We start from the raw sequence: 23,801 nt of genomic DNA, 5'->3' as shown, positions 1-23,801 counted from the left end.
TGTTTATTTTCTCCTTGTTATGCAACAGTTCTAAAAATAAAAAACTAAAATAACAAGGAGTTGGTGTTCGTGGCTCGCATCCTGACAGAAGTTCAATATTTTTGTCAAATTTCATAAAATAAATATAAAAAAATATAAAACGATCATAATTTTCAATCAGTTACAGCAAAGAAATACAAATAACAAACACTATCAAATGGCGCTTTTCCTTTTATTTAAACCATTAAAAAGTGTAAATAAACAGAATAAAAAACTAAAAACAAAACATAAAAATAGGCATTTTAGCTATTTAAACTTTAAAAAACATTTTGAATGGACGATCGTTTCCAGTCGTCATTTATGGTATTTAATATTACAGTTTTCTATTCGCAATCGTGATCCAAAGCACAATACAACTATTATTTTGTCTCCGTATATCGCTCCTATCACTCAAATCAATTCCTTATAAACACCTTTCCTGTCATTCCACCTTTAATACTTGATGAGATTGTTATCTTTGTTTCTTAAATGTCAGTACTAAAACAAACACATCACTTATTATGCACCGTTCAACGCTCTGAATTTCACCTCACTCCACGTTATTCACTTTGAACACCGATACTTCATGCTACAATGCCGTCCCCTGCCATTATGAAATTTCAGCCATGTTACACAGCCAAGTAAAAACCGATATCAAGCAGTGCTATGAGAATTTAGGAAAACAGCTAGATAACTTTATTCCGCGTCGCGCACAAAACTATTTGGTGTCAGAAATAGCAAAAACGCTGGCTGGGGAATACCACAAAAAAAATCGAATGTTAGTGGCTGAGGCTGGTACAGGGATCGGTAAATCTTTAGCCTATTTACTCGGTGGGATCCCTTTCGCGTTATTCAATAATAAAAAGCTATTGATCTCGACAGCAACCGTTGCGCTGCAAGAACAGCTAATCAACAAAGATCTCCCGTTGTTTAATCAAATTTTCCCAAAGGAATTCAGTTTTATTCTCGCCAAAGGGCGTCAACGCTATTGCTGTAACCATAAGTTAGAAGCATGCTGTTCACCTGATGGTGATCCTCAACTCGCCATGTGGGAAGAAAAACCTAAAAAATCTGATCTCGATCTGCTAAAACGAATGCTAAAGGCAACCGAGCAAAAGAAATGGGATGGCGACAGAGACAGTTGGCCAACAACAATTCCTGATCGTGTTTGGATGCAAATTATGGCAGATAAACATAGCTGTCATGCTGGTATGCCTAAACATCGTACATGCCCTTTTGCTAAAGCACGTGAGCACTTAGATAAAGCGGATGTTATTGTGGCTAACCATGCTTTGTTAATGGCTGATATTGAACTAGGTGGTGGGGTTATCTTACCTGAGCCAGAGCAAACCATTTATGTGATTGATGAGGCCCACCACCTGCCACAAGTCGCACGTGACTTCTCATCTGCCGCTGCGAGTTTGAAAGGCGCAGCAAGTTGGCTTGAAAAACTCAATCAAAATGTAAGTAAATACGCAGAGCTCGCTGACTATCAAAAAGCTAATCGCTTTCAAAATGCAATACAAGATAACATCCAGCACTTAATTCCAACATTGAGTCAGATTGCCAATAATATTGATCCCGCTATTTTTAATAAAGATGGCGTGTATCGTTTTGAACATGGTGAATTACCACAATGGTTAGAAGAAGAAGCGAAAGGCTGTAAAGAAGCCAGTAAAAAAGTCATGCAATCATTGGGTAAGATCCAAGATTTAATCTCCGAGCGTACGAAAGAAAACGAAATTATTCCTCGATTAGGTGAGCAAGCACTTACTGAAATCGGTTTTTATCTTCAGCGCGTGGAAAACCTTGAAAAAGTCTGGACACTGATGGCGCAACCAAACAATAAAAAAGGTGCTCCGTTAGCTCGTTGGATAGAAAAAAGTCCTGAACGGGAAAATGACTACATTATTGAAGTGTCACCACTTGAAGTCGGCTATCGTTTAGATCAGTTACTTTGGAGTCGCGCAGCAGGATCTATTTTAGTTTCAGCAACCTTGCGTGCTTTAAACCAATTTAACTTTTTCTGCCGTCAAGCTGGTGTTTCAGAAACGGATGGAACACGCTTTTTAGCACTGGCATCTCCATTTGATTATCAAAATAATGCGCGATTAGTGATCCCCTCTTTAAAAATGGAACCACAAGCCGAAGCATTTACTGACTTATTAATTGAAATATTACCTGAATACCTTGAAGGTGAAACTGCAAGTTTGGTGTTGTTCTCTTCCTATTGGCAAATGAATAAAGTCGCCGATGCATTACGCCCACTAGCGAAAAAGAATAAATGGGAATTATTGGTACAAGGCGAAGAGTCACGTAATGAAACCCTAAAAAAACATAAAGAAAACTGTAAAAGCGGTAAAGCTAGCATCTTATTTGGTACCGGAAGTTTTTCTGAAGGTCTTGATTTACCTGGTGATTTACTAACGAATTTAATTATTACCAAGATTCCATTTGCTGTACCCACATCACCAGTAGAAGAAGCCCACGCTGAATATATTGAAAGCAGAGGCGGAAATCCCTTCTTACAAATATCAGTACCAGAAGCCAGTAAAAAGCTTATTCAATCCGTCGGTCGCTTACTGCGAAAAGAGCAGGACTCTGGTAGAGTAGTGATTCTTGACCGTCGAATTATTACCCGTCGATATGGAAAATCATTATTAGACTCTCTGCCTCCTTTTAAACGGGTTATTGAATATAACTAAATGAATAAAAAAGAATAATTAATGATTGAAATGATAGAACCGAGTACCTTACTGATACTCGGTATTATTGCCCTTGCCGCTGGCTTTATTGATGCGGTTGCAGGCGGTGGCGGAATGCTCACTGTCCCTGCCTTGCTATCACTAGGGTTACCGCCACATATTGCTTTAGGTACCAATAAACTTGCTGCAAGCTTTGCCTCTGCAACAGCGGCTTGGACTTATTATAAAAAAAACCTATTCTCACCACGTTTTTGGCTTGCTTCCTTTATCGCTACATTTATTGGCGCAATAACAGGTACCTTAATTGTTAATCTAGTTAGTAGTGAGTGGCTAGAAAAAGGCTTACCTCTGCTTATCTTTGCCGTGGCTATCTATACTATTTGGCATCCCCAGCCAAAAGAAGAGCAATACGTATTACCATCAGTCACCCCTATGCTAAAACTTAAGCAATGGCTTCAAGGAACAAGTATCGGCTTTTATGATGGCATTGCAGGCCCTGGCACAGGCGCTTTTTGGACAGTTTCTAGCATGATTTTATATCGGTTAGACATGCTCCGTGCTTGCGGCCTTGCAAAAGCGATGAATTTCACCAGTAACATTACTTCATTAGTTACTTTCATTGTCTTAGGGCAAGTCAATTTTGCACTAGGTTTAACAATGGGGATATGTTTAATGCTAGGTGCTTACATTGGTGCTCATTCTGCAATACGCTTTGGCGCAAAGTTTATTCGACCTGTTTTTGTCACTGTTGTTTTAATTTTAGCAATTAAATTAGCTTGGCAAGCTTGGTTCTAACTTAGCTTGTAATACAAGGTTTCTCTATGATTGACTTATCTCGTCTTATTTCACTGATTGAACAATTAAAACAACAAACAGCTGACGTTGACCGTAAACGTGGCGAATCCTTTAAGCCTCTGTTTGACGAAACGCTATTTAAAACACGTAGTAAGTTGCTTACCCCTTGCGTCAATGAAGTCCATAATGAGCTCCAGTTATTACAAAAAGAGCAACAAGCCGGACGTTTATTACCCGCAAGAACACAGCATCTCTGTGAAAAAATTGTGAGCCAAATTCAAGCTATCCAACGTGAACTAGCCACACAAAACATTCGTAAAAAAGAGCCGAAAAATCAAGCTGTCTGGCGCAGACCAATTAATGAAATATATCAAGATCTTAATCAACATAAAGATTGGGAACGCCGTTTAAAAGCCATGCTTCGTGATAAAGAGTTATTAATTAGTAGTTGTGCTTCACAATTTGAGCAGCAACAGCTTCAAAAAGAAATTCTAGCCCTTGAAGGTAGGATAAGCCGCTGCCAAGCTGCTTTGATAAAAATTGAAACTGACATCAGTAACAGAGAGAGAAAAGGCTAACAATGCTTCCTCTGATTTACCATTCTCAATACTCGGCTCTAACCTTGCCAGAAAAGCATCGTTATCCTATTAATAAATACCGACTGCTGTTTGAGGCTATTTTTCACTCAGAATTAAGTAACAAGGTAAGTATTCACCAACCTAATAGGGCTGATATTGCCAAAATTAAGGCCATTCATAATAGTGAATATGTTGATGACTTACTCTTTAATAGATTGCCAGCAGCAAAAATGCGCCGTATCGGGTTCCCTTGGAGTAATGAATTAATCACTCGAACCCTACTCTCAACAGGTGGCACTCAATTAACGGTTGATTTAGCACTTGAGCACGGTATAGCCATTCATTTAAGTGGTGGTTATCATCACGCCCATCATGATTTTGGTAGTGGTTTTTGTCTATTTAATGACTTAGCCATCGCAGCTAAGCATGCTTTATCTTATTCTCATATCGACAAAGTCATGATTATTGATTGTGATGTACATCATGGTGACGGCACAGCAACACTACTTACCAATGATCCCAACATCATTACTTTTTCTGTTCATTGTGATAAAAATTTCCCAGCTCGTAAGCCTGATTCAGATGTAGACCTTGCTTTAGAAAGAAACACTTCAACAGATGATTACCTCACGGCATTGCAAGGTGTTCTCCCTCTTCTGCTTGCTCAGCACCAACCCGATTTGGTCATATACGATGCCGGCGTTGATATCCACCAGCATGATGAACTGGGATATTTTGATGTTTCTAAACAAGGTCTATACCTACGAGATCATTATATTTTAACCCAATCTAAAGCGCAGAATATTCCTGTTGCCGCAGTCATCGGTGGTGGATATAGAACAAATCATCAAGATTTAGTCGAGCTACACTTACAACTTATTTATGCAGCATTATTCGTACACAACAAATAGCGATAAAGAGAAATTATGCCTGATAACCAAATAACAACAAATACATTAGAAAATGCACCGGAAGAAATAAAGCTCGCGGTAGATTTAATTTATTTATTAGAGAGTAATGACATTGCCCCAGAGATCGTACTTTCCGCTTTAGAAATTGTTCGCAAAGACTTTGAAAATAAAGCATAGACGCCATATTTTTAAAAAATTAGCTCAATTCTCACCAAAAGATAAAAGATACAACTTTTCACCATTAGTATCTTTTATCGACTCAACCAAATATTTAAAATGGCAATAATATACTATAAAGGTATACTTTTAATTGGCGTTATTTAACAGTATGAAACAAACTTCATTATGTCATTTACAGTAAAAAAAATGTTTCAACTAGCTTTGTTAGCTCTTTTAATTGCTACGCCTATTACCTTTACATACTTAAATATTCGGTGTAGTAATTTAAGTAAAGATATTGCGAGCGCATTAAATAAAACGTTAAATAAACGTATTTCTAGCGTTTTAGATCTACCAGAGAACCAACCAGACGCTAAAAGTATGCATGATTTGGTGACATTGGTTCTTTCTTCTCGCTCTCTACGAAGTGTTGCCTACTTTCAAAACAATCATTACATCTATTCAGATCGTAATGCCTCTTTGCATACTCCAATTTCACCTAGCCTGATTGAACGATTAAAAAAGGATAAATTACCACTACTTTATCGCAAACGTAGCTCACTTGATCAGATCGATGAATTACATCTTGTCGTTAAAGGTAAAAAGGGCTTTTATCAGTTATTTATAAACGCACCTTATATGGATGACTGGTTAACTAATGCGGATGAGTATTTACGAGGTTATGTCGTTACCAATAGCGGGAATATATTAATTAATCATAAGAGAAACTATTTATTCCATAAGTCATACCATTCAACTCAATTTCCTTTTAAAGTGATTGTTGGTGCTAAACCTTCTCAGGTGTTATTGAGTATAGCTGCATTGTCTGCTTTTATTTTTATTTTGTGCATGTTCATTATCCTTATTATTAATTACATTCAAACTAATAACTTCTCATTTAAAAAGGATATAGACAGAGCAATAAAAAATAATGAGTTTATTCCTTATTATCAACCTATTGTGTGTAATAAAACTCACCAGATCATTGGAGCCGAATTACTCTGTCGCTGGCTATATCGTCATGCCAAATTGATCACCCCAAACCAATTTATTACAAAAGTAGAATCGAATGGGCAAATAAAACCGATAACGTTACAATTATTAAAACAGCTTTCAATTGATAAGCCTTTAATAGCTCATTCAAATAAAGATTTTTACGTTTCGATAAACGTTACTCTATCTATGCTCAACGATCCCAAATTTGTTGATGATGTCATATTGTTAATTAAGCAGAACCCGTCATTACAACAAGGCTTAGTCTTTGAAATGACAGAAAGAGAAAACACAACCAATGCATTTATCAAATTAGATAACATCATGCAGCGTTTTCGTAGCTTAGGTGTTCGTTGGGCTCTTGATGATTTTGGAACGGGTTTTTCCAGCCTATCAAGCTTAAAAGAGCTCAATTTTGATATTATTAAAATTGATAAACTGTTTGTAAATTCTGCTGATACAGATGCAGTCACAAGCTCAATTTTGAATAACATCGCTTCACTCGGAAAAGAGTTAGAATGTAAGTTAGTCGCAGAGGGTGTAGAGACAGAGACGCAGTTAAATACCCTAAAATCGTTGCTGATTGACTATACACAAGGCTTTTACTTTAGTGCTCCAACTAGCCGTTGTGGTTTTATCGCGTTTAAAATAGAGCATAATGAACTGATTCTAAAAACAATGGATAAATGCACAAAGCGTTGCGTTACATTGAACTATCATAGCCCTTCTATTGATATTTGACCCGTTAAAAATTTATCGTACTGCGTCACAATAAAAAAAGGGCTGATAATAATCAGCCCTTCGTATATATATTAAGTATCAATTAGATACCAGCACGCTTTAACAAGCCAGCCATTAATGCTGAGCTTGATTTCACTTGCTTAGACTTATTTTTAAACTCTTTAGCCAATGACACATCTTTAATTTCATTAGCAATATAAATCATAGAGTTGTACATATCTTTTGGCGTTTTTACACGATCTTTATCATTCAAAGGCTTCAACAACGTCACAACGTCTGCACCTTTCATTTTATTTTCAGTCGTGTATGCAAGCATTGATTCTAGTAGCTTATCCATATCTACCATAAACTCAGAGTTTTCAATGCCCTGCTTTTTCATTTCTTTCAGGTTTTTCTTACGTACCTGCTTAATCACAAATGCAGGTTGGTTAATTTTCTTATAACCATAAATACCGGCAATGATTAATAAAACCACGCCACCTGCTACATAACCCCACACTGAACCTGAAGACTCAGCAACTGGCTGAGCGACAGCAGCAATATTTGCAACAGACTCTGGTACATCAGACATATTTGTAACCTTTTTACTTTAGGAATTCGGAATGCGGCGAGACATTATCACCAACTCGGTAAACAACAATGTGTTTTATGAAAATTCAATTCAAATAGAGTGACCGAGTTCAAATGTGAGGCCATTCTGCCGTTTTCACTGACAAAAATAAAGCATTAATTGCACACTTTTTAACCACATTTTGTTAACTAGTTGTCTCACCACAAAAAGTTCGCACTATTATCTCATGCTATTTGTTATTTGCTATGAATAATTACCATGAAATATAAATTACCAATACAAATCGTGATCTTATCAACATTACTTTCAAAAATGCTCTGTCGGTGTGTGTTGCACAATTTATATAGCACATAAGTTATATATCATTGATAGTCAAAAAATCTCTTTTTAAATTCCCCGATCCGATCCTGATATACCCTCTGCCACTCATTATCAGATAACGTTCTATATTCATTATTACGCATACTTTCCAAACTCTTTTTTAACTCAAAAAGCTGTTTCTGGTATGTTTCAACTTCTTTCCTTTGATTTTTTATTTGCAGATCCCTTCTGTAAAAATCGGTTGTTTCTTGTTCATTTAAATAAAGCAAAGAAAGCTCTCTTACGAGCAATGCTCGCTCTTCCTCACTGTATGTATTAGGTATATTCCTTAGAGCATAATCAAATGTGGCACTTTTTGATTGAAAAAACATATCAAGGTTTGTCGCTGCCTGTTGTTCAAATATCCGGTTTAATTGTTCTATATATTCAGAAGGCGGGACTTGTTGCAATATCCTGCTTTCGGATCTAAAACGATAATATTTAAACTCTTCCTCAAATAAAAGATCAGTATATTCCCCCCAGACAGTCTCGTATTGTTGTCTAACTTGATTGACTTTTTCGTTAAAGGGAATTTCCATCGGAATACTTAGAGAAGCTAACAACCACTCATCTCTAAGTGATTCAAAGTCACTCAACAGCTTAAATAACGAGTAAGGTAATTGTTTTTCTAATTCTATTAATTGCCCATCGCATGTATGGGTCGACTTGCATTCAACCCAAAAATTGGTCATTTTATTTAATAACGCATTTCCCTTTAGTGATTGCAATTCGTCGCTGAGTACATGTATGCGCATAATCTTTTCATCAGTGCTCTCTTCAACCTTCTTCAATTCAAAATTATTGTGCTCATTTAAGGCTATTTCAGGTTCTATCAATTCGTTTACGTGGCTTTTTATAAGCCTGTCTGCTTTAACCGTTTTTGGCTCTATAACTTTTGCAGGAGTGATCAGCGTCATATAAACGACGCTGATAAGAAAAATTACGAAAACAAGCGCGAGCCATCTCATTGTGCAATTGTCGCCACAACAGGAAAGTGATCTGATAAATCCCAGTGATACCACAAACCAGAGGACGTAGAACGTGGAATATCAACCCTATTTGTATTTGATTCAACCTGACCATATTCAGTACTTACGACTACGTAGTCTAAATATTCAGAACTTGAGCTCGCATAGCTATTTATTGTCGGATCATAGGTTGCAGATGTATATCCGGTATAAGTAGGCTCATTTGCTCTCAATAGCATATGCATCCACTGGTAATCTTGTGTAAAGAATTTATTTTTATTTACATTAAAATCACCACTATAGATAACGACTTCATTATTTGGAATATTTTGCTTTCTAGCAAAACTATTAATTTCAGAGAATTGATAAATACGATCAACTCTAGCATCAATAGAATCAGTTGAAGCTGCATGAGTCGCAAATACATGATATGACTTACTACCTTTAACTACTTCAGCATAAACAGCACCTTTATCTGCTAAGCAATCTGTTCCGCTACAACGCGAGAATATATGGTAATCTGTTGCAACAATTGGATATCGGCTAACAATAATCACTCCTCCATCCATCGCATTAAATCCTGGAGCATCTAATACTTCGGTTTGATAAGGGTACTCTGATGATAACTCTTGCAAGAAAGAATATCTTTCTCCAGAAAAAACTTCTTGGAAAGCAATAACATCATAATCTGATAAAAATTCTGGTAAGGCGTCTAATCTATCTGAAATATGAGAAGCAATAAATGGTAGAGCCCATATATTATAAGTCATCAACTTGAGGGAAGAGTCATCAGTAATTAGAGGTTCAGAGTGTTTAACTGGCGTTATAGTGTAATAAATATCGTCATAACCCGATGTTCTCTTAGCACGAAAAGCTAATTCAGCCGATAAGTCACTATAATCATGAGATGTAAATCTATGAATTGAATAACCAGATTTGTAAGAAGTATTTACATCAGCAGCACTTAGTTTGTATTTGAGAGAAGATCCCCACCAACTGCCTCGCATATATTGCTGTAAATTTACTTGTTTACCACTTTCGGAAGTGACTGATGTTGTAAAATAATATTTCTTTTTATTCTTAACGCCCCAGTTTCGATTAAAGCTTAATACTTTTTTCGTTTCCCATGGCATCAATGTTTGTGCATCCTGAGTCCATTCACTTCCTTCTCTTAATGTATCTCCTTTACCACTGTGACTGACATTTATGCTAAGAGTTTCAGAGGAGTTATTAGTAATATATATATAGGTATCTGAATAGCAATAGCTTGAAAACATTGCAAGTAAGGTAAATAAATAGGATTTAATGTTCATTGTTAACATCTCGTAGATGAAGACGGAATGTTATTTAATTATAGTTCATTTAAAAAAATGACAATTAATCATATTAAAAAAACAAGTGTTATAAACATCTAATTTTATTAAATAAAAAAATAAATTTATTTTTTGAAATTATAAATCGAATAACACGGTCTTATTTAAGATATCCTAAAAAGGTTAGAAACAATGAAATTTTTAATTGTCTTATCAATGCTTCTTACTATTTCAACATCTCATTCAATTATTCTCTCTGAAAGCAAGTTTCAAGAAATTGGTGGAAATATTCATAATATCCCAGAAAGTATCAAAGTAGACAATGAAATACTTAGAGAAATGAGTTTACACCCTGAATATTTAACTGTAGGAAGTATAAGTTCTAAAAAAGGTCGATGTACTGCAACGTTATTAGGACAAGACAATAATGGATTTTCATATATTTTCACTGCTGCACATTGTATGAAATATAATAAAAACAAACAACAATCAGATATTAATGCAACATTTACATCTTGGAATAAAAGAACAATTGCAAAGGGGAAAGGTAAAATTTTTGTACCTAAACCACTAATTAGAAAACCATTATCACACAAAAATGATCACATCTATTATGATATGGCAATATTGAAACTACCGACTGTTGACATTTTATTAGATCAATTTGGTTTTCCTGTACCCTCTCCAATACTTAACGATAATTTTCTGAAGAAGAATGCTAAAGTGAGCTTTGTCGGTTACGGTTTATGGGGGGTTGGGAATGACATATCAAACGATTACAAACCTGCATATGGACAACAACGTCGTTTATATGGTGAAAATATTGTAACGCATATCATATCTCAACATGCCTTTCTGATATGGCTAGTAAACAACAATAGTAACAAATGGGCCCTGCCAACCGCAGGTGATAGTGGTTCCGCTTGGTGGTATAAACATAAAGGCTTAAATGTTATGGTAGCCATTACGACTAAAGGCAAAGATAATCTTGCCTTGGGATCCAGTCTATCAAAGAAGATTGATTGGATTAAGAGTGTTTATAGCGATGTAAAACTTTTAAGTAGAACATTTCTGACCATAAAAAAAGACAATAATGCAGGAGAAGTTGGAGATTATTACCAGGTGAAAAAACAAGATGGTTGTTATAACTATTATGAACTATCTAAAATAACGAATGATAGCTATCGTAATCTGCCTGACTCCCATAATGACAATTCAAATTGGCAATTCAGAGGCCCATTTTTTGAACATAATAAACAAGACTTAGTTATGGGAGATATTTTCCTTTACGACAACTCTGAAAGTGGTGAACTAGAACTATTTAAACTCATTTCTCCCAATATTAACAATATAACAGAAACCATCCCAAAAGATCGTAGCGATAACAATTCTTGGATCTACATGAAAAAAGCGGATATAGAGTATAGCCAGTTAATTAACTGTTCTACATACAAAGATACTGTCTACAAAGAACCAACGTTAGAAGAAACATTAGCTGCCTTATCTGAGCTTCAAGAACTATTCAGTAATATTGTTTTTTTAGAGCAATTAGCGAATATGTACGATAATAACTAATAGGTATTATGAGTCTCTCAATGTATAAATATTGCTCAAAGCCACCTTTATAATATTCATGAGTAGGCTAGCCTTTAAATAACTTCTATTTTTTAAGGATATTTATGAAATTGGTTTATATTTATTTATTTCTCTTTTCTGCTACTTCATTTTCAAAAGATACGATAAAAAAGACCTTTAACTTTAAAGAAAACAGAAGTGATATTATAGAAGAGTGCTTTAAAGCGCATACTAATGACGTTCTGCATTTTGAATTCAACAGCTTAGAAGATATTGATTTTAATATTCATTGGCATAAAAATGACGATATTTACTTTTTAGAAAAAATTTCTTCAATCAAGACGAACCTGAATAATTTTACAATACCTGAAGACGACTCTTACTGTATTATGTTCAAGAAACGAGTAGAAGCGAATAACGAAATTCTATTGCAGTACTACATCGAGCCGTATAAAGCATAAATATTGATATTCATTCATCATTTTTAAACGTAAATATAGTATAAACCTTCTGGCTGCGCCTCTATAAAAGAAATATCTGGCGAGCATTCAAGATGGAAACAAGTATCAAACTCTAATCTTGATTCAACAGTTAAGACCTTATTCATCTTAGAGCTAACAAATTTGAAGATGTTTTTAACGCGGGAATGTCTTAGATTTCGCCTGTACATAACAACGCTCTTTTTTGTAGCTAAACTACAACAAAAATAGGTTATGCAGAGGTATGGTGCAAGTTATGCAGTGAGAAAGTAGAATTATGCAGAGGTATGGTGCAAACAACAGGAATAGCAGATGGGTGGAAGCCCCCACCAGCCACATCCCGGCACACACATCGCCTGCTGCGGTTGCTCCCTTCCGGGCCTGGCCGAGTTCACAAGTTAGTGTTGCGGGAGGACCAATGGGGGCCTCCATAGATTCTTTGTCTCTTGCGAGAACGGAGAAGATTATCTATTAAGCGCATCGATATTGCAAGTTGTTATATAGCAACAATCGTTCAAGTGTGTGTTATTTATCCAAACACTAAGATATTGAAAATAAAACCATCGCCTTGCTTCATTTAACTTACTCTTCTTCCTCAGGATCGTCTAATAAAGATTCACCAAGTAGCCCACCACCCAGTACCAGTAGCCAAGACACTAATATCGGATTAGCAACATCAAATTGCGGCATGATGACTAGCGTGGCAAAACCAACAGCAGGTAATACACAAGCCAATTTAGGGATCCATTCATCAAGATGTAATTTATTTAAAGACTGAAGTGCCGCAATAATACCGGTAACACTTAAAGCCAATAATGCAGCATGCTCCATGCCACCAACCCATAAGGGAACCACAAGTAAAAGCGGCCACCATGTATTGCCTTCAACAGGCCGCCAACTTCTAGCAGCAAACCAAATAATGGCAATACCAATAATTTGAATAATAGTCGCACCAATAGAGCCCGGCAGTTTACCCTCCGCTTGTAATGCCATTAAACCTGCATTCATGGCTAATACAATGGAGATCATCAATGAACCTAACTGCCAACATCCCTTAGGCGATGTGCAAATCATCAAAATCGGTAACATCATAAATAAGCTGACAGACAACGCGACAGGTTGTTCTGGCAATACATAACCAAATACACCTAGTCCAAACAATAATAGCCATGCCGCAACACCGCCCTGAGGTAGCAGCCATAATGCTGGGATCGCAAGGGCAAGAATAGGTAACTCTCCCTGACTATGCGCCAAGGCATTAACCCCTAATACGGTCAATAATAAAGTGACAATGATTAGTAATGTTTTATACAACATGGCAACACCTCCTTGCGTTATCCTGTTGTTTAAGAAAAGATGGTTTTTTTTTATCTCTAATTATAAATATGGACGATTTTTCTCAGCAAATCTACAGCCAAGTGCATCAAATACCTATTGGTAAAATATCGACTTATGGCGATATTGCAAAATTTTCAGGATTTCCTGGCTATGCACGTCAAGTAGGCCGCTTACTCTCGAACCTTCCCCAAGGTTCAGCGTTGCCTTGGCACCGTGTTATTAATAGCCAAGGAAAGATCTCAATATGTGATAACGGTAGAGCTCGCCAAATAGCAGCATTGCGTAATGAAGGGATTATTGTGACGGAACAAGGACGAGTAAGCCTTAAAACATACCGTTGGGATGGGTACCCTGAATAGCAAAATGCCCGACTATCTTATTCAATCATAATAAATAGAATAAATCGGGCATTACTAATATTGTATAAAACGATTGGATTACACTTTCACCAATGGAATATCTAGGTGTGTGGTTTTTAACGGTTCAATGCTTAAATCTACTGTTGATTGATTACTGAACAATACTTCATCATTGATTTCAATCTTAGCAATAACACGATATGAGGTATCTGGCTTTAATTTACTTTTCACATAATTCAACGTGAAAGAAACAGGTGGCTGTTCACCTTCAGCTAAAAATGAATGTTGGCTGATAACTTTACTCGCACTATGATCAGCTTGAGTAGACTGTTCAACCAATGACACTATAATGCGTGCATTATTCGGTAACACTACACGCTCACGATAACTTACTGTTCCACTTAATGTTCCAACATCATTATCGGTCGGCATGAGGTTAGTACAAGCCGTGATCACTAATGCCGCAATCAAAACCCCAAACCATGCAAAAGAATTTTTCATATTCTTCTCTATTAATCCCTAATCTATATTGCTATAAAGCTCAAATATAATAAAACCAATCCAATCTCTATTTGAACTTGATTTCCCTAAATCGTACTGATAGTAACATAATTAATGGTGCTTAGATGAGTAAAGAACTGAATGAACTTCTCAATCTTCTACAATTAGAACAACTTGAGCTTGATCTTTTCAGAGGTCAAAGTGAAAACCTTGGCCTACCGCAAGTATATGGTGGACAAGTGATTGGGCAGTCCTTATCCGCAGCTAAGCAAACGGTTGAAAAAGAACGCTACTTACACTCCTTTCATAGCTACTTTTTACGCCCTGGTAATTCTGAAAAGCCAATTATATATGATGTAGAAAAACTACGTGATGGTAAAAGCTTTAGTACTCGTCGTGTAAAAGCAATTCAGAATGGTGAGCCTATTTTTTTCTTAACGGCTTCATACCAAGCCAATGAAGAAGGGTTTAACCACCAATCAACAATGCCCAATGTAGTAGGGCCTGAAGGTTTAGCATCTGAAACTCAACTTGTTGATGCCATTGCGCAATATCTACCACCTAAAATAGTGGAAAACTTTGGTAAGAAACGCCCAGTTGAAGTGCGTCCAGTAACTATTATTAATCCATTAAAGCCAACCATTGCTGAGCCTAAACAATATTTATGGATTAAAGCCAATGGCACAATGCCTGAAGATCTTAATATCCATCACTACCTATTGGCGTATGCATCTGATTGGGGATTTCTTGTCACATCAATGCATCCACATGGTGTGACGTTATTTAGCCCGAATATGCAAGTTGCAACCATTGACCATTCAATGTGGTTTCACCGTCCATTTAAGATGGATGAATGGCTGCTTTATGCTATTGATAGCCCATCAGCAAGTGGCTCTCGCGGTATTGTTCGTGGTGAGATTTATAACCAAAAAGGCGAACTTGTTGCATCGGCAGTACAAGAAGGCTTGATCCGTCAACGATAAACTTATCGGCTGAAGGTTAACGCAATCAAGGCAGCCACTAGTAATAAATAGTGGCTGCCTTGATTATATAACCTATACAGGTAATGCCGTGGTGTACTTAAGGGGTTCCATTGCAAATGTCGATGTTACATTCGTTAGTCCCTCAATGCTGTTCACCAATTTCTTATAAAACAGATCAAAAGCCTGCATATCTGCCACTTGTACTTTCATCATGTAATCATAATCCCCCGCCATACGGTAAAATTCCATGACTTCTGGGAACTCTTCAACCGTATGAACAAAACCGTTATACCACTCTTTAGAATGATTACTGGTTTTAATCTGTACAAATGCTATAAAAGATAATCCTAGTTTTGCCGCATCTAATAGCGCAACACGTTGACGTAATATGCCATCTTCTTCTAAACGCTTTAGCCTTTTCCAGCATGGCGTGGTCGTTAAATTAACAGCTTCTGCTAATTCAGATAACGCTAGCGTTGCGTCTTGTTGCAACAAACGCAGTAATGTTCTATCTACAGCATCCAAACTTGACATCCCATACCACCAATAAGCAATTAAGTAGAAATATTTTCTAAATTTTATCGTTTTTTTGCAAAACAAAGCAAAGACTTTTCTCTGTAACTTGGTAATATAATTGTTAAGCAATCAACATAAATACAACAACAATAATAAAATCAATACAGTGGAGTCACGCTATGACACAACAACTAAACAATCAATGGGTTAATAACGCTATTCGTAAAATTGATGCTGATTATCAACGCTCAGCAGACACCCACTTAATTAAATTAGAGTTACCTAGCCTAGACGGTATTGATATTTATCTTAAAGATGAAAGCACGCATCCAACCGGAAGCTTAAAGCACCGTCTTGCTCGTTCGTTATTCCTATATGCTTTATGTAACGGTTGGATTAAAGAAGGTACACCGATCATTGAATCATCATCAGGTAGTACCGCCGTTTCTGAAGCATATTTTGCACGTTTACTTGGGTTACCATTTATTGCTGTCGTGCCACGTAAAACAGCGTGTAAAAAAATAGAACAAATTAAATTTTATGGGGGTAGCGCCCATTTTGTTGACTCTCCTGCTGCAATTTATGACGAATCTCGCCGTTTAGCAAAAGAGTTAAATGGTCATTACATGGATCAATTTACCTATGCTGAACGTGCCACCGACTGGCGTGGTAATAACAACATCGCTAACAGTATTTTTGATCAAATGAAGTTAGAGCGCTTCCCTATCCCAAGCTGGATTGTAATGAGCCCTGGTACTGGTGGGACATCAGCAACAATTGGTCGTTATATTCGTTACCAAATGCAACCAACACAACTGTGTGTGGTTGACCCAGAGAACTCAGTATTCCACGACTACTTTATGCAGCGTGATAATACGATTACTGGCAACACAGGCAGCCGTATTGAAGGTATTGGACGTCCTCGAGTTGAGCCAAGCTTTATTCCTGATGTGATTAATGAAATGCGTAAGATCCCAGATGCGGCAAGTGTTGCCACTGTTCACTGGTTAGAAAAAATTATTGGTCGTAAAGCCGGTGCATCAACAGGTACAAACCTATTTGGTGTATTGCAAATCGCGGCTGAAATGAAACAACGAGGCGAAACAGGCTCTATCGTTACGCTATTGTGTGATAGTGGCGAGCGTTACCTCGACACCTACTACAACCCTGAATGGATCAGCGAAAATATTGGCGATTTATCAGCATATACCGAACAGTTAGAACAATTGGAAAAATTCGGTCAATGGTAAGTATCACGCTTCAATGAACAACCCCTTGGGGAGGTTAGCCACAGCGCCTCCCCCCTCTATTAAACTTTGTGTCTGTGTACGTTGAACGTTGATAAACCAAGTACTGCCTTAACTTGGATAATCTTTAAACGCGATACGTTATTTTGCCGTACTTTATGTACGGCTTTTTTTCGTCTATTACATCTAAAACTTTGCAGCGGACAACAGCTGAGTTAGCATAGATAGACGTTCTAAAGAATGTCTATCTACCGACTGTTTCTCGGTAATTTTTCAAAAAAGGAACACCTATATGTCAAAAGCAGTTGTTGTTTTCAGTGGCGGTCAAGATTCGACTACGTGCCTTATTCAAGCTCTGGCGCATTACGATGAAGTGCACTGTATTACATTTGATTATGGCCAACGCCATAAATTAGAGATTGAAGTGGCAGAAGCTATTGCCAAAGATCTTGGCGTAACAGCACATAAAGTAATGGATGTCGGCCTATTAAATGAATTAGCCATTAGTTCACTAACACGTGACAATATTGCTGTCTCTCATGAACTACAAGAAAACGGATTACCGAACTCCTTTGTTCCTGGTCGTAATATTCTATTTTTAACCTTGGCTGGTATTTACGCCTACCAAATTGGTGCTGAAACCGTTATCACCGGTGTATGTGAAACTGACTTTTCTGGCTACCCTGATTGCCGTGATGAATTTGTTAAATCATTAAACCAATCATTAGTACTCGGGATGGATCGCCCATTAACGATTGCAACACCATTAATGTGGCTAAATAAAGCAGAAACATGGGCGCTAGCAGATCAATACCAAAAACTAGACTATGTTCGTGAAAAAACACTGACTTGCTATAACGGTATTATTGGTGACGGTTGTGGTGATTGCCCATCTTGTGATTTACGTCGTGCAGGACTTACTGATTACTTAGATCATAAAACCACTGTGATGAATGCTCTGAAAGCAAAGCAAGCGCAGCAAGCATAATAACCACTGAGTGACCTATAAAAACGGCATGATGGTACAGAGAAAGTAACCATCATGCCGTTTTTCTTAATCGTGTTTAACTGCGCTTTAATTAGTCGCGAAAAGCCGCAAAATCATCTGCACAATCAACAAGCTGATCACGTGTTAACAAAAACACACCATGACCACCATTTTCAAACTCTAACCAGGTGAATGGAATATGCGGATATTGATCTTCCATGTGGATCATGGAGTTACCCACTTCACAGATCAAGAAGCCATCATCTTTTAGGTAATCGGGTGCATTGGCTAAAATACGACGCACTAAATCTAAACCATCAAACCCTGCCGCAAGACCGAGTTCAGGCTCGTGACGGAATTCATCTGGTAGACTATCCATATCTTCTTGATCCACATACGGTGGATTAGACACGATAAAGTCATACTTATCTTTTGGTACATCACGAAGCAAATCAGAACGAAGTGGGATCACTTGTTGCTCTAAGCCGTGATCAGCGATATTCTGCTCAGCAACAGCCAGTGCCTCAGGTGAAATATCAACGATATCCACTTCTGCTTCTGGGAACATGTGCGCACACGCAATACCAATACAACCACTACCCGTACATAAGTCCATAATACGTGTAGGCTCTTGGTTTAAAAGTGGCTCAAAACGGTTTTCAATCAATTCGCCAATCGGAGAACGTGGAATAAGAACACGCTCATCAACGAAGAATTCCATACCACAGAAATAAGCAATATTTGTTAGGTATGATACGGGTGTACGATCGTCGATACGGCGAATAACGCGCTCAACAATACTCTGACGCTCACTACGAGTTAAACGAGAATCTCGAACTTCAGGTGGAACATCTAACGGTAAATACAATGTAGGAAGAACAAGCTGAACCGCTTCATCCCACGCATTATCGGTACCGTGACCATAAAATAGACCTGCGGCATTGAAACGACTTACCGTCCAACGTAACATGTCTTGCAATGTATGAAGTTCGTTGACAGCTTCGTCGACAAAAATCTTATCCAAAATAGCCTCCGAAAAACGCGACATTACCGCTATATAGTTGTTGGAATTTCATTATGAGTAAAAAAGATCCAAACCTTGATGAAGAGATGGCTCTCTTCAAAGATGCGATAAAAGGCGTAAAAAAGTTTTCGCATGATACCATAATCACGCCACGCAAACAGACTACAAAAGCTGATAAAGCAAAAGTCATGGGCAAAGAAAGTCAAAACCATGAATTTTATTTCTCAGATGAATTTGAGCCTCATCTTAATGAAAATGGTCCTGTGCAATATGCACGCGACGGCGTTTCTAAGTATGAAGTAAAAAAGTTACGTCGGGGTGTTTACGTACCTGACATTTATTTAGATATGCACGGCATGACGCAACAAGAAGCCAAGCGAGAACTCGCCGCTATGATTGCAGCCTGTATAAAAGAGAATGTGTCTTGTGCCTGTGTAATGCACGGTATTGGAAAGCATATTTTGAAACAAAAAGCGCCGATGTGGTTGGCACAACATCCAGATGTACTCGCTTTTCACCAAGCTCCCCTTGAATTTGGTGGGAATGGCGCACTACTCGTGCTTATCGAAATACCTGAAAGATAAAAGAACATCGAGTAAGCAAAACGCGCATCGCAATATCACTTACTCGGTTGTCCTATTTTAATAGCTTGGTTTTACTATATGTCCAACCTTCACTACTTTACCGTGATTAAATAGCGTCACTTCTCCAGTGGCGCATATTTTTAAACGTCGTTTAATCACGGTTTCATCGTAAAAGTATTCACAGTCATCATTTCGTGCACTATCAATACGCGCAAAAATACGAATAGGCCCTTCACCGATCGCATTGGAATAATTAGCAAAGGTTAATGTGCTTCCCGTACTCGATACATGCATGCCTTCTTTTCGTCCATCTGACCACTTGATCATACCATTTGCTGAAATACGAACAGGCTCAGCGGTAGAAGCGCAGCCCATTAGCAATATCGAAGTGAGAAAAGAAATTAACGATACTCTTACCATAACCAGCACTTACCTATTGTCCGTCATCAAAGCCATATTATTGTGGTACGTTTTGCCAAACCAATTCTGCATTATCCATGTCAGGATCGTAATCAATAGCAGCAATGGCCGAAGTACTAAACATAGGGGGCTGTATGCCTGCCACCAACTCTGAGGTTAAATATCCCACCAGAGGTAGATGTGAAACTAATAGAACCGATTGTGGCTTTTCAACCCCAATCATTGCTTTTAAATAATCGACTACCGTTACAGCATCACCATAAGGGGTGATCTCATCACTCACTTGAACATTTGCAACACCCGGTAATACACTTTCCATACATTGCCATGTTTGTTGCGCGCGTAAATACGTACTCACCAGTACAGTGTCTAATGGTTGATTTAATTGCTGGGCTAGCATTTCCGCCATCTGTTTTGATTGGCGTGAACCGCGCTCTGTCAACGGGCGCTCTGCATCACTCGCCGCAAAATTTTCAGCTTCACCGTGACGCATAATATAAATTCGCATAAGTTTCCGTTTCTCTTCGTTAAACAGGTCGTTCAATGAGTTGTGATAATGAGGCTTATTTTATTACTAATTGACATGCTAATGCATTTTTTTCAACGTATCTCTCTATCATGCTAGCAACTCCCTTTCATATCGCATACTCCTTACGCAAATTTGATAACGAATCCGTGACAAGGTTAGCCAACCTGAACAAATCATTTATTAAAATAGGATTAAGCCTTGACGTTGGGTTTTCATATCACGCTCATAACTACGTAAATAAAGTTAACTATCAGTTTGCCAGTCTGTGTATTGGAGGTCATAATTGATCCAATTCTCCTTTAAAAATAGGCTCTTCCTGTGCATATAAGCCCAAATGATCACAAGCAGTATCGCTATCTTACTTTAGCGAATGAACTACGCGTATTGCTGGTTCATGATGCTGAAGCGCCTCGCTCCGCTGCTGCCTTATCCGTCGAAATTGGTCATTTTGACGATCCTCTTGATCGTCAAGGTATGGCGCACTTTCTCGAACATATGCTGTTTTTAGGTACTGAAAAATATCCACGTGTTGGGGAATTTCAAACCTTTATCAATCGCAGTGGCGGCAGTAACAATGCATGGACTGGAACAGAAAACACGACGTTTTTCTTTGAAGTCAGCCCCCATGCTTTTAAAGAAGGATTAGATCGTTTTGGGCAGTTTTTCACTGCACCATTATTTAATGAAGAAGCCGTTGATAAAGAAAGACAAGCTGTTGATTCTGAATATAAATTAAAAATAAAAGATGATGTCCGCCGCCTTTATCAAGTACAAAAAGAAACCATTAACCCAGAGCACCCTTTTGCTAAGTTTTCAGTCGGTGATCTTACGACACTAGACGATCGTGATGGCAAATCTGTACGGGATGATTTAATAGCTTTTTACCATCAACATTATTCAGCGGATGCGATGGGTCTCGTCTTATTAGGCCCCCAACCATTAGATGAATTAGAACAATTCACGAATGACTTTTTTAGCCATATTCCAAAAACAGATGTAGTAAAAACACCGCTTACTACGCCGTTTGTGACCGAAAAACAACAACAACAATTTATTCAAATTGAACCAATTAAAGAACTACGAAAGTTAACGCTGTCATTTTCTTTGCCGTGTGTAGATGAGTTTTATACCGCGAAACCCTTATCTTATATTGCCCATTTACTAGGCAATGAAGGTCAAGGTAGTTTGATGTCAGTTCTCAAAAAACGGGGGTTTATTAATACCTTAACCGCCGGTGGCGGCGTTAGCGGCAGTAATTTCAGAGAATTTACCGTAGGTTTGAATTTAACGCCGAAAGGTCAAGATCACATTGACGAGATAGTCACTAGCGTTTTTCAGTGCCTTAAACTCATTAAGCTACATGGCTTAGCTCAATGGCGACAACAAGAGAAGAAAGCTGTACTTGAAATGGCTTTCCGCTATCAAGAAAAAAGCCGTCCATTAGATACTGTCAGTTATTTGGTTTTAAACCTGTTGCATTATAAACCGGAAGATATCATCTACGGTGATTATATGATGGAGCAATACGATCATACCTTAATCGAGCAGATCTTAGATTACCTTGAGCCGACCAATATGCGATTAACCTTGGTTGCTCAAGGTGGCCATTATGATCGCACAGCACAATGGTATGACACGCCTTACTCAGTAACACCATTTACCGCGGAACAAAAAGCGTTATGGCAAGATATTGAACTGGATCCTGAGTTAACACTACCCGAGCGCAATATATATCTTTGTGATAATTTTGAGCCTTTACCACTTGAACCTGGCTCAGAATTACCTCCTCAGTTAATTCAAGATTTACCTGGATTTCGTTTATGGCATAAACAAGAACATGATTTCCGCGTTCCTAAAGGTATAGTTTATGTTGCCATTGATAGCCCGCATGCGGTGAGTTCACCACGTAATATCGTAAAAACTCGCCTATGTGTTGAAATGCTATTAGAAGCGATAAATGAGACCGCTTATCCCGCTGAGATTGCAGGTATGTCGTATAATCTTTATGCTCACCAAGGGGGAGTGACGCTTCAGCTATCAGGCTTTAGTGAAAAACAACCTTTGCTTATGAAGCTGATACTTGAGCGCTTTGCTGGACGAAAATTTGATCACGATCGTTTCACCAATATCAAAGCACAAATGCTACGTAATTGGCGTAACGCAGCTGAAGATAAACCGATTTCACAATTATTTAATCAGCTAACAGGATTACTACAACCCAATAATCCACCCTATCCTGTCATGATTGAAGCGTTAGAATCAATCGAGTTAGATGAGCTACCAAGCTTTGTTGATGAAATGTTCGCAGAGCTTCATATTGATACTTTTGTATATGGCAACTGGCTTAAAAAAGATGCGTTAGCATTAGCTGAAATATTAAAAGATGCATTCCGAGTGACTGACCAACTTTATGGTGAATCACAACGTCCGCTGGTACATTTAGACAATGCGGGTACATTAACGTATGAGTTAGATTGTAATCATGAAGATTCAGCAATCTTAATGTATTACCAATCTCAGGAAACCACACCTGAGCAAATTGCGATTTATACGTTAGCTAATCATTTAATGTCGACCACGTTCTTCCATGAGTTACGCACGAAACAACAACTGGGTTATATGGTAGGAACGGCCAATCTACCGCTTAATCGTCATCCAGGGTTGATCTTATATATTCAATCACCTGTTGCCGATCCAAGTTACTTATCAGAGGCAATTGATGATTTTACCAATGCTTTTGCACTTGTATTGCTCGAATTGAATGAAGCGCAATGGCAAGACAGTAAGCAAGGTTTAATTGCTCAAATTTCAGAGCCAGATACTAATTTACGATCTCGCGCTCAACGTTTTTGGGTAAGTATCGGCAATAAAGATGAAACGTTCCAACAACGTCAGCGTGTTGTTAATGCACTTAAACAGTTAGATCGTGTAGATATGATCAAATTTGTTGTTGATACCATTAAACCAAGAACAGCGAATAGATTAGTCATGTATTACAAAGGTAAAGCGCATAGTGATTACGCACCTTTAGAGATAGGTCAGCCAATTGAATCAGTCACAGAATTTCAAGATAATGCTTATTAAGCTGGCATGACTCGTCTAACAATTAAGACGACCGTCTACATAACGAGCCATATTTACAAATA

General features: G+C 37.8%; 23 protein-coding genes and 1 other RNA gene. 14 read left to right on the top strand and 10 right to left on the bottom strand.

Annotation, left to right across the window (positions count from 1 at the left end; genetic code table 11):
* Window positions 1–644: 644 nt before the first annotated feature.
* From dinG to C9J42_RS01085, 6 genes are all read left to right on the top strand, one after another.
* Entirely contained in the window at window positions 645–2,723 is a 2,079-nt protein-coding gene (gene dinG, locus C9J42_RS01110) for an ATP-dependent DNA helicase DinG (RefSeq protein WP_107259378.1), read from the top strand.
* A gap of 21 nt (window positions 2,724–2,744) precedes the next feature.
* A complete protein-coding gene (locus C9J42_RS01105) occupies window positions 2,745–3,518 on the top strand; it encodes a TSUP family transporter (protein ID WP_158259263.1) in 774 nt (257 codons plus the stop codon).
* A 26-nt stretch (window positions 3,519–3,544) separates the two neighbouring features.
* Window positions 3,545–4,096, top strand: a complete 552-nt coding sequence (gene priC, locus C9J42_RS01100; RefSeq protein ID WP_107205546.1) for a primosomal replication protein PriC — start codon at window positions 3,545–3,547, stop codon at window positions 4,094–4,096.
* Window positions 4,097–4,098: 2 nt separating this feature from the next.
* Window positions 4,099–5,007 carry a histone deacetylase gene (locus tag C9J42_RS01095; protein WP_107259376.1) on the top strand — a complete coding sequence of 303 codons (909 nt, stop codon included), beginning with the start codon at window positions 4,099–4,101 and terminating at the stop codon, window positions 5,005–5,007.
* 15 nt (window positions 5,008–5,022) lie between these two features.
* The gene (gene rsmS, locus C9J42_RS01090) at window positions 5,023–5,184 is read left to right on the top strand and encodes a pleiotropic regulatory protein RsmS (RefSeq protein WP_107205544.1); all 162 of its coding nucleotides are present in this window, start codon (window positions 5,023–5,025) and stop codon (window positions 5,182–5,184) included.
* A 189-nt stretch (window positions 5,185–5,373) separates the two neighbouring features.
* Complete coding sequence (locus tag C9J42_RS01085; protein WP_233217608.1) at window positions 5,374–6,900, top strand: EAL domain-containing protein; 1,527 nt, start codon at window positions 5,374–5,376, stop codon at window positions 6,898–6,900.
* Between the two features lie 82 nt (window positions 6,901–6,982).
* Here C9J42_RS01085 and C9J42_RS01080 read toward each other — a convergent pair whose 3' ends face one another.
* The 3 genes from C9J42_RS01080 to C9J42_RS01070 form a co-directional block, all read right to left on the bottom strand.
* A complete protein-coding gene (locus C9J42_RS01080; protein WP_005370451.1) occupies window positions 6,983–7,471 on the bottom strand; it encodes a hypothetical protein in 489 nt (162 codons plus the stop codon).
* Window positions 7,472–7,833: 362 nt separating this feature from the next.
* On the bottom strand, window positions 7,834–8,748 hold the full coding sequence (locus C9J42_RS01075; RefSeq protein WP_146144052.1) for a hypothetical protein: 915 nt from the start codon (window positions 8,746–8,748) through the stop codon (window positions 7,834–7,836).
* A gap of 47 nt (window positions 8,749–8,795) precedes the next feature.
* Window positions 8,796–10,112 (bottom strand): sphingomyelin phosphodiesterase, encoded by a 1,317-nt coding sequence (locus C9J42_RS01070; protein WP_107301593.1) that lies wholly within the window; start codon window positions 10,110–10,112, stop codon window positions 8,796–8,798.
* Window positions 10,113–10,304: 192 nt separating this feature from the next.
* Here C9J42_RS01070 and C9J42_RS01065 point away from each other — a divergent pair, with 192 nt between their 5' ends.
* Together C9J42_RS01065 and C9J42_RS01060 are read left to right on the top strand one after the other, a co-directional pair.
* Window positions 10,305–11,687, top strand: coding sequence for a trypsin-like serine protease (locus tag C9J42_RS01065; protein ID WP_107301592.1), 1,383 nt, complete (start codon window positions 10,305–10,307; stop codon window positions 11,685–11,687).
* A gap of 104 nt (window positions 11,688–11,791) precedes the next feature.
* Window positions 11,792–12,148, top strand: coding sequence for a hypothetical protein (locus C9J42_RS01060; RefSeq protein WP_107301591.1), 357 nt, complete (start codon window positions 11,792–11,794; stop codon window positions 12,146–12,148).
* A 342-nt stretch (window positions 12,149–12,490) separates the two neighbouring features.
* Here C9J42_RS01060 and ffs read toward each other — a convergent pair.
* Both ffs and C9J42_RS01050 read right to left on the bottom strand, forming a co-directional pair.
* An RNA gene (gene ffs / locus C9J42_RS01055) (signal recognition particle sRNA small type) lies at window positions 12,491–12,587 on the bottom strand.
* A gap of 161 nt (window positions 12,588–12,748) precedes the next feature.
* A complete protein-coding gene (locus C9J42_RS01050; protein WP_107205539.1) occupies window positions 12,749–13,483 on the bottom strand; it encodes a hypothetical protein in 735 nt (244 codons plus the stop codon).
* Window positions 13,484–13,551: 68 nt separating this feature from the next.
* Between C9J42_RS01050 and C9J42_RS01045 the strand changes: the two genes are divergently transcribed.
* Window positions 13,552–13,863 carry an MGMT family protein gene (locus tag C9J42_RS01045; protein ID WP_107205538.1) on the top strand — a complete coding sequence of 104 codons (312 nt, stop codon included), beginning with the start codon at window positions 13,552–13,554 and terminating at the stop codon, window positions 13,861–13,863.
* A gap of 78 nt (window positions 13,864–13,941) precedes the next feature.
* Here C9J42_RS01045 and C9J42_RS01040 read toward each other — a convergent pair whose 3' ends face one another.
* Window positions 13,942–14,364: a YbaY family lipoprotein gene (locus tag C9J42_RS01040; protein WP_107205537.1), complete on the bottom strand. Its 423-nt coding sequence runs from the start codon at window positions 14,362–14,364 to the stop codon at window positions 13,942–13,944.
* A gap of 125 nt (window positions 14,365–14,489) precedes the next feature.
* Between C9J42_RS01040 and tesB the strand changes: the two genes are divergently transcribed.
* Window positions 14,490–15,347 (top strand): acyl-CoA thioesterase II, encoded by an 858-nt coding sequence (gene tesB, locus C9J42_RS01035; protein ID WP_107205536.1) that lies wholly within the window; start codon window positions 14,490–14,492, stop codon window positions 15,345–15,347.
* 72 nt (window positions 15,348–15,419) lie between these two features.
* Here tesB and C9J42_RS01030 read toward each other — a convergent pair whose 3' ends face one another.
* The gene (locus C9J42_RS01030) at window positions 15,420–15,881 is read right to left on the bottom strand and encodes an Lrp/AsnC family transcriptional regulator (protein WP_107205535.1); all 462 of its coding nucleotides are present in this window, start codon (window positions 15,879–15,881) and stop codon (window positions 15,420–15,422) included.
* A gap of 161 nt (window positions 15,882–16,042) precedes the next feature.
* On the opposite strand from C9J42_RS01030, the gene C9J42_RS01025 reads away from it, so the two are divergent.
* Both C9J42_RS01025 and queC read left to right on the top strand, forming a co-directional pair.
* Window positions 16,043–17,113: a PLP-dependent cysteine synthase family protein gene (locus tag C9J42_RS01025; protein WP_045148102.1), complete on the top strand. Its 1,071-nt coding sequence runs from the start codon at window positions 16,043–16,045 to the stop codon at window positions 17,111–17,113.
* Between the two features lie 289 nt (window positions 17,114–17,402).
* On the top strand, window positions 17,403–18,098 hold the full coding sequence (gene queC / locus C9J42_RS01020; protein WP_107205534.1) for a 7-cyano-7-deazaguanine synthase QueC: 696 nt from the start codon (window positions 17,403–17,405) through the stop codon (window positions 18,096–18,098).
* 91 nt (window positions 18,099–18,189) lie between these two features.
* Here the strand turns inward: queC and prmB are convergent, their stop codons facing one another.
* Window positions 18,190–19,122 (bottom strand): 50S ribosomal protein L3 N(5)-glutamine methyltransferase, encoded by a 933-nt coding sequence (prmB, locus tag C9J42_RS01015; RefSeq protein ID WP_005370403.1) that lies wholly within the window; start codon window positions 19,120–19,122, stop codon window positions 18,190–18,192.
* 53 nt (window positions 19,123–19,175) lie between these two features.
* Here prmB and smrB point away from each other — a divergent pair, with 53 nt between their 5' ends.
* Window positions 19,176–19,706, top strand: coding sequence for an endonuclease SmrB (gene smrB, locus C9J42_RS01010; protein ID WP_107205533.1), 531 nt, complete (start codon window positions 19,176–19,178; stop codon window positions 19,704–19,706).
* A gap of 57 nt (window positions 19,707–19,763) precedes the next feature.
* On the opposite strand, the gene C9J42_RS01005 is transcribed toward smrB, so the two are convergent.
* Together C9J42_RS01005 and sixA are read right to left on the bottom strand one after the other, a co-directional pair.
* Window positions 19,764–20,126 carry a hypothetical protein gene (locus tag C9J42_RS01005; protein ID WP_233217609.1) on the bottom strand — a complete coding sequence of 121 codons (363 nt, stop codon included), beginning with the start codon at window positions 20,124–20,126 and terminating at the stop codon, window positions 19,764–19,766.
* Between the two features lie 37 nt (window positions 20,127–20,163).
* Entirely contained in the window at window positions 20,164–20,634 is a 471-nt protein-coding gene (sixA, locus tag C9J42_RS01000) for a phosphohistidine phosphatase SixA (RefSeq protein ID WP_107205531.1), read from the bottom strand.
* Between the two features lie 339 nt (window positions 20,635–20,973).
* Here sixA and C9J42_RS00995 point away from each other — a divergent pair, with 339 nt between their 5' ends.
* Complete coding sequence (locus tag C9J42_RS00995; RefSeq protein ID WP_107301590.1) at window positions 20,974–23,739, top strand: insulinase family protein; 2,766 nt, start codon at window positions 20,974–20,976, stop codon at window positions 23,737–23,739.
* Window positions 23,740–23,801: the final 62 nt, after the last annotated feature.

The sequence above is a fragment of the Photobacterium sp. GB-56 genome (genome assembly GCF_003026105.1).
Taxonomy (GTDB): Bacteria; Pseudomonadota; Gammaproteobacteria; order Enterobacterales; family Vibrionaceae; genus Photobacterium.
The sequence above is the reverse complement of the archived record's forward strand: the minus strand, read 5'-3'. Positions and strand labels throughout refer to the sequence as shown.